The sequence below is a fragment of the Halorhodospira neutriphila genome (assembly GCF_016584055.1).
GTDB lineage: Bacteria > Pseudomonadota > Gammaproteobacteria > Nitrococcales > Halorhodospiraceae > Halorhodospira > Halorhodospira neutriphila.
In genome coordinates this window covers 1-5,838 of the sequence record NZ_NRSH01000134.1, presented here as the reverse complement: position 1 = coordinate 5,838, position 5,838 = coordinate 1, and the positions used below count along the sequence as shown (strand labels likewise).

At 73.2% G+C, this 5,838-nt stretch carries 5 protein-coding genes; 1 reads left to right on the top strand and 4 read right to left on the bottom strand.

What is annotated here, in order from left to right; genetic code table 11:
- From CKO13_RS10205 to CKO13_RS10190, 4 genes are all read right to left on the bottom strand, one after another.
- Positions 1–1,240: right-handed parallel beta-helix repeat-containing protein (locus CKO13_RS10205; RefSeq protein WP_200260457.1), on the bottom strand; the 1,240-nt coding region annotated here is incomplete at its 3' end.
- On the bottom strand, positions 1,237–2,253 hold the full coding sequence (locus CKO13_RS10200; protein WP_242467995.1) for a glycosyltransferase family 2 protein: 1,017 nt from the start codon (positions 2,251–2,253) through the stop codon (positions 1,237–1,239). The genes CKO13_RS10205 and CKO13_RS10200, both read right to left, overlap by 4 nt.
- Positions 2,165–3,547 carry a putative O-glycosylation ligase, exosortase A system-associated gene (locus CKO13_RS10195; protein ID WP_200260454.1) on the bottom strand — a complete coding sequence of 461 codons (1,383 nt, stop codon included), beginning with the start codon at positions 3,545–3,547 and terminating at the stop codon, positions 2,165–2,167. Before CKO13_RS10195 ends, CKO13_RS10200 begins: the two co-directional genes overlap by 89 nt.
- Before the next feature lie 18 nt (positions 3,548–3,565).
- Positions 3,566–4,522 carry a polysaccharide deacetylase family protein gene (locus tag CKO13_RS10190; protein WP_200260451.1) on the bottom strand — a complete coding sequence of 319 codons (957 nt, stop codon included), beginning with the start codon at positions 4,520–4,522 and terminating at the stop codon, positions 3,566–3,568.
- A 188-nt stretch (positions 4,523–4,710) separates the two neighbouring features.
- On the opposite strand from CKO13_RS10190, the gene CKO13_RS10185 reads away from it, so the two are divergent.
- Positions 4,711–5,808 (top strand): GNAT family N-acetyltransferase, encoded by a 1,098-nt coding sequence (locus tag CKO13_RS10185; RefSeq protein ID WP_207132186.1) that lies wholly within the window; start codon positions 4,711–4,713, stop codon positions 5,806–5,808.
- Positions 5,809–5,838 lie beyond the last annotated feature (30 nt).

The following is a 5,838-nucleotide window of genomic DNA, read 5'->3' as shown; positions in this document are numbered from 1 at the left end:
CCCCGGGGCGGCGCGGGTAGAGGTCGAGCCCGGCCAGGCCGGCCTGCGGCGCGGCCAGGCGGGCGGCGGCCTCGGCCTGAGCGCCGGTGTAGTTGCCGCTGACCGTCACCCCCGGGGCGCGCTCCAGCGGCTCCGCGGCGAAGACGGCGTTGCCGGCGATCCGCTGCTCGCGCTCCGGGGCAGGGCGGTCGATGCGGATGCCGAACCCGGCGGCCAGGACGGTGTTGTGCAGGATGTGGACCGTCTCCGGCACGCCGTTGTGCGGCGTCATCAGCAGGGCGTCGCCGCTGCGGTTGACGAGGAGGTTGTTGTACAGCGCCACGTTCCCCTCGCCCTGGAAGAGCCGCTCGTGGGGGTTCTCGTAGAAGAGGTTGCCGTAGATGAGGTAGCGGTCCCGCGCCCCCGGCCCGCTCGGCGGCCAGTGGCCCACCAGGAGGTTGGGGCGGGGGCGCTCGGGATTGCTGTGCCCCGCCTTGCTGAAGGCGTTGTAGCGGATGACCGTGCGCTGCGGCTCGTGGGGCATACCGGGCAGCGCCGGGCGTACGCCCTGGTGCTTGATCTGGGCGTTGTAGCCGCGCGTCGCGGCGATGAAGTTGTGCTCGATCAGCCCACCGATGAACGGCGCCCGGCCGCCGGGCTGGCCCAGGTACAGGCCGGTGCCGACGTGGTGGATGACGTTGCGGCGGATGGTCCAGGCCCAGGCGGGGACGCGGGTGGTAATGCCGGTATTGCCCTGGTCGCTGTCGTAGTGGCGGATCTCCAGGTGCTCGAGGGTGATGTGGTGGGCGGCGTCGCCGTCGGCCTCGGCGACCACGGCACTGATGTTCCGCCGCCGGCCGTCGAGGGTCAGGTGGCGCAGCACGACGTGGGCGGTGTTGACCAGGCTGAGCGTGTTCGCCCCCCGGCGCCCGAGGAGGACCGCCGGCTCGCCCGCTGCCGGGCCGGTGATGACGATGGGCGCCTGCGCGGTGCCCTGCAGGCCCTCGAGCCGGAAGGGGCTGAGGTACTCGCCGGCGGCGAGCTCAATGGTGGTGCCGGGGCCGGCGCTGCGCAGCGCTTGGCGCAGCCCGGCGGCGTCGTGCACGGCCACGGTCTCGCGCCCCTCGCCGGCGCCCGCGCCGCCGCCGGCGGCCAAGGGGGCGAGGGTCAGCAGGAGGGCGCCGGGCAGGGCGAGGGCCAGCAGGAGGGCGCCGAGCAGGGCGGGGCCCGGGCGCCGAGGGGGGCGCCGGCGCGCGATCACGGCGACGGCCTCCGGAGCCGGCCCAGCGCCCGGCCGGTGCTGTAGGCCGTGGCGGCCGCCAGGTAGGCCCAGCTGCGCCAGAAGGCGGGGCGGTGGCGGGAGGCGTGCCAGAAGGGGGCGATCGCCTCGGCGGGCGCGCCCGCCCAGAAGCGGTTGTAGCCCATCCGGAAGTGCAGGCTCGCGAGCCGGCGCTGCAGCTGCTGCTCCGAGATGCGCTGGCCGTCCGGGCCGGTGGTGCCCCAGCGCGCCAGGGCGCTCTGCAGGGCGCGGAGCTCGTAGTTGATGGGCGCCCAGCGGGCGGTGGCGCTGTCGGGGCGCTTGCGGTAGAGGGCGTAGGCGGTGCTCAGCGTGGCGATGGGGGTGTAGCGCGAGGCGCGCAGCCAGTAGTCGTAGTCCTGTCCCAGCTTGAAGTCCTCGCGGAACCCGCCGACCTGCTCGACGAGGCCGCGATGCAGGACCACGGTGCTCGTCCAGACCACGGTGTCCATGAGGAGCTTGTGGTAGAGCCAGCCGGAGCGCTCCGGGTCGAGGCCGAGCCCGGCGGCCTGGGCCTCATCCGGGACCAGGGCGGCGGCGCTCGGCCAGGTGCCGTCGCTGTACGGCCGCCAGAGCCGGAACTGGGTCGCGCAGAGCCGGAACTGCGGGCGGCTGGCCATCAGGCGCAGCTGCGCCTCGAGCTTGCCGGGCAGCCAGACGTCGTCGGCGTCGAGGAAGGCGATATACTCGCCCCGGCTGGCGCGCAGGCCGGCGTTGCGGGCCGCCCCGGCGCCGTTGCCGGAGCCCGGCAGGCGCAGGTAGCGCACGGGCTGGCCGAAGGCGTGGACCACTGCCGCCGTATCGTCGGTGGAGCCGTCGTCGACGACGATCACCTCGAGCGGGCGCGGGCGCTGCTGCAGGACGCTCTCGAGGGCCTCGGCGATGTACTCAGCGCAGTTGAAGGCTGGGATGACGACGGACAGGCTGGCCTGCCGGGCCGAGGGCGACCGCGGGGTGCTGCTCCCGGGCGAGGACATCGTCTAGCTCCCTCCGCATGATGACTGCCAAGGCGGTCATGGCGTAAAAGAGATCGAAGTAGGCGAGGCTCAGGAAGGCCCCAGCGATGCAGTAGCCGATGATCCCCACCCCCAAGGCCCAGGACCACTCGCTGATCCAGTAGGTCTCCTCGCGCTGCGCCGCCTGGCGGCGCAGGCGGTTGAGGGTGAGGAGGGTGGAGGCGATCAGCAGGAGGAACAGGCCTAGCCCCAGGAAGCCGTGGTTGCCGAGCATCTGGAAGTAGATGCTGTGCACGGCGCGCCGCTGGACGTGCGGGTCGTCGCCCGTGTAGTAGCTGAGCCAGAGGGGGGTCGGGAGGCCCTGGGTCCCGAAGCCGCTGCCCGTCAGCGGGTTCTCCAGCGCGATGTTCCAGCTGACGTTCCAGGCGTTGAACCGCCCCTGGGCGGAATCGTCCTGCTGGTACTCGACCAGCGACTCCCACTCGTGGACGATCGGCTCGGGGAGGGTGACGCCGACGACCCCGACGCCGAGCAGCGCCAGGGTGACCAGGGTCAGCTTGCCGCGCATGCGCCAGAAGATGAAGGGCGCGACGGCGGCCAGGCCGAGCCACGCGCCCCGCGAGTGGGTGCCGACGATGGCGATCGCCGTCATCCAGAAGCCGGCGTAGAGCGCCAGGCCGAGGGGCCTGCGCAGCCGCTCCCAGGGGATGGAGACGGGCAGCGCGAGGCGGCCCTGGTGGACCTGCCGGGCGAGGACGAAGGCCATGGGCAGGATCATGACCAGGGCCAGGCCGATGTCGGTATTGCCCCCGATGAAGGAGTCCTTGGGCCCGAGCACCATGCCGGAGAAGCCGGTGGCCAGCGAGTGCGGGCCGCCCTTGTAGCCGTAGAAGGCGATGGACAGGGTGATCACGGCCAGCAGGGCGGTGACGCGCTCCCGGCTGAAGATGAGCACGAGGGTGACGAAGGTCATCAGCAGGATGCGCATGCGGCTGTCCCAGATCGTGAAGGCCTGCTCCGGCTCCCAGGCGAAGAGGAACGTCACGACGCTCCAGTGCACGAACAGGAGCAGCAGCAGCCAGACCTCGCGCGTCGAGGGCGGCAGGCGCTTGTCGCGGGCGTAGAGGAGGCCGGCGAGGGTGGCGAGGGCCACCGCCATCGCCACCGGCGCGGTCTCCAGCGGCCCCCAGGCCAGGCGGTGGGGGTTCATCAGGCCGATCCAGTACCAGCCGAGGATCCCCAGCCAAGGCGCGTAGAGGATGAAGGGGATCATCCCGAAGATGAGGCTGCCGAAGAAGAGATCGCGTAAAGGCATCGCGCTCGGGAAGGCTCCTCAGAAGACCGCCTGGGCCTCCTCGCGGCTGCAGCGCATCAGCTGCGCGAGGAACTTGACCGGGGAGGGCGAGTGCGGGGTGTAGCGGGGGAGCTGGTAGAGATCGCTCCCCGGCGCCGCGCCGCCGCGGGCGATGCACAGGGCGGCCCGGAAGCCCAGCGCCCGGGCGAGCCGCGTCTCCCGCGGGCCGTAGTCCTGGCCCGGCCGCCCGTTGGGGTAGGCGAAGAAGCGCACCGGCTGGCGCAGGAGGCCGCTGAGGTAGTCGCGGCTGTCGCTGATCTCGCGCAGCGCCGTGGCGTCGTCGAGCCGCCTGAGGATGGTGTGCGAGACGGTGTGGGCGCCGATGAGCATCCCCGCCTCGTGCAGCCCCCGGACCTGGGCGTCGGTCATCATGGGCGAGCCCCCCTCCACGGGGACGCCGACGCGCTCGAGGAGCAGCTCCAGGGCCTGCTGCCGGGCCTGGGCAGGGAGGTGCTTGACCGCCTGGGTGATCCGCTCCATGGCGTAGTAGCGCGTGGCCGTGCCCGAGGTCGGCACGTGGCCGAGGCCGAGCTCGCCGAGGTGGATGCCGCCGTCGCCCGCGCGGTTGACCGCCTCGATGATGGTGTCGTTGAACATGCGCCCGCCGTTGAGAAAGCCCGTGGCCACGAAGAAGGTCGCCGACAGGCCGTGGCGCTGCAGGATGGGCAGGGCGTTGGAGTAGTTGTCCGCGTAGCCGTCGTCGAAGGTGATGGCCGTGGCGCCGCGCGGCAGATCGCCCCGCTCGAGCCGCTCGATCGCCTCGTCGAGCGCCATCACGCGGGTGTACCGGGCGAGCAGCCGCATCTGCCGGTCGAAGGTCTCGACATCGGGGTCGTCGGGGCGCATGGGGTCGGCCTCGGACAGGACCCGGTGGTAGATCAGGATCGATAGCCGCGGCTGCGGCTGGATCAGCGGCCATCCGGCCCGGATCGTCATAAGGACAGGCTCCACCTTGGCGTGCCACTCCGTTCGTGCTGGCTCCAATCGTGCTGGCTCCAAGCCCTGCGCCGCGGGCGTCGTTAACCGACGCGCTGACCTAACCTGGAGTGTAGCGGCCCTCCCGGGGGATTGCGCCCGGGAGCCGCGGCCCCCACGAGCAGCTTGCGGGAGAACCCACGAGCCCGATGCCGGCCTGGCGAGTGACACGGCAGCCCTTCCAGGAGGTGGCCCCGCAGTGGCGGGCCATGGGCCGGGCGTACGCCGTCTCGCCCTTCCTGAGCGCGGCCTGGCACCAGGCCCTGCACGAGCTGGCGGGCGGCGAGGGCGGCCTCGAGACCGTGGCGATCCGCGACGGCGAGCGCACCGTGGCCCTGGCGACCCTGGGGCAGGGGCGCGAGCGGCGGCTGCGGGCGCTCCCGAGCCGGGTCCTCTACCTCAACGAGACCGGAGACCCTCGGCTCGACCGGCTGACCGTGGAGCACAACGGCCTGCTCGCCGCCGAGGCGGAAGAGCCGCCGGCCCTGGCTGCGCTGCTGGCATCGCTGCTCGAGCGCAGCGGCTGGGACGAGTGCTCGCTGGGCTGGTGGGACGAGGCGCGCTGGCGGCGGATCGCCCCCGCGCTCGCCCACCTGCCGCTGACCCCGGTGGTCCGCGAGCGCCGCACCTACCGCTTCATCGAGCTTGAGGGGGCCGACGGGCTCGGCGCCCTCCTCGGCCGGCTCAGCCGCAATACCCGGCAGCAGATCCGGCGGGCCCTGCGCGCCTACGGCGGCGAGGGGGCCGTGGCGGTGGAGGCGGCCTCGGGGCCGCGGCAAGTGCAGTCGTGGCTCGAGGCCCTGGCCGCCTGGCACCAGTCCCGCTGGCGCGCCCGGGGGCGGGAGGGGGCCTTCGCGGACCCCCGCCTGATGGGCTTCCACCGGCGCTGGCTGGCGCTGGGCGCCGGCGACGGCTGGGCCCAGCTGCTGCGGGTCAGCACCCGGCAGGGGGAGATCGGCTACCTCTACAACCTGGCCGCAGGGGACTACCTGTGCAACTACCAGGGCGGCTTCGCCTACGACGCCGATGCCAAGCGCAAGCCCGGCCTCGTCTGCCACGCCCTGGCCGCGGCCGAGGCCGCCCGCGGCGGGATGCGGCGCTACGACCTGCTGATGGGGGATAGCCGCTACAAGCGCAGCCTCGCCGGCGGCGAGGGGCAGATGGTCCGGCTGCTGCTGCAGCGCCGGCGCTGGCGGCTGCGCCTCGACCGCCGGCTGAGGAGGTGGCGCGATGGGCGCCGCGGCTGAGGCCGGGCTGCCGGCGGGGGAGCCGATCTC

Coding starts and splice junctions, on each gene's coding strand:
- CKO13_RS10190 (WP_200260451.1), bottom strand. CDS start 4,522: ATGACGATCCGGGCCGGATGGCCGCTGATCCAGCCGCAGCCGCGGCTA.
- CKO13_RS10200 (WP_242467995.1), bottom strand. CDS start 2,253: ATGTCCTCGCCCGGGAGCAGCACCCCGCGGTCGCCCTCGGCCCGGCAG.
- CKO13_RS10195 (WP_200260454.1), bottom strand. CDS start 3,547: ATGCCTTTACGCGATCTCTTCTTCGGCAGCCTCATCTTCGGGATGATC.
- CKO13_RS10185 (WP_207132186.1), top strand. CDS start 4,711: ATGCCGGCCTGGCGAGTGACACGGCAGCCCTTCCAGGAGGTGGCCCCG.